Raw genomic sequence first — 356 nt, 5'->3', positions numbered from 1 at the left:
TCCGCAAGCAGCGGGATGCGTGTACGTCTTTGGAGTGTCTGGATGTGGTGTTTTCGCGGTGGAAGGTGAAGGCAGGGGCGGTCAAGGGGAGAAAGCCCTGAGCTGGCGGCGCCTGGCGGGTCGATCTCCTCCCGCGTGTCGCGGCCAGCGCMGGCTCAACTCGCAATGAGATTCAGAAACCGTTGCACGCCAGGATTGTCGTTGCCGCGGAAGAACTGCTGCGGAGGCGCATCTTCCACTACCACGCCACCTTCCATGAATACGACGCGGTCAGCCACGTCCTGAGCGAAACGCACCTCGTGTGTCACCACCAGCATCGTCATGCCTTCCCGCGCCAGTTCGCGCATGACTACGAG

Annotated in this window: 1 pseudogene; it reads right to left on the bottom strand. The window is 62.3% G+C overall.

Annotated elements, in window-relative coordinates:
- Positions 1-155: 155 nt before the first annotated feature.
- Positions 156-356, bottom strand: a pseudogene (locus AB4Z42_RS28530) (polar amino acid ABC transporter ATP-binding protein); the annotation flags it as partial.

Origin of the sequence: Mycobacterium sp. 2YAF39 (assembly GCF_052114565.1) — a bacterium.
Taxonomy (GTDB): Bacteria; Actinomycetota; Actinomycetes; order Mycobacteriales; family Mycobacteriaceae; genus Mycobacterium.
This window is presented reverse-complemented; position numbering and strand designations above follow the sequence as displayed.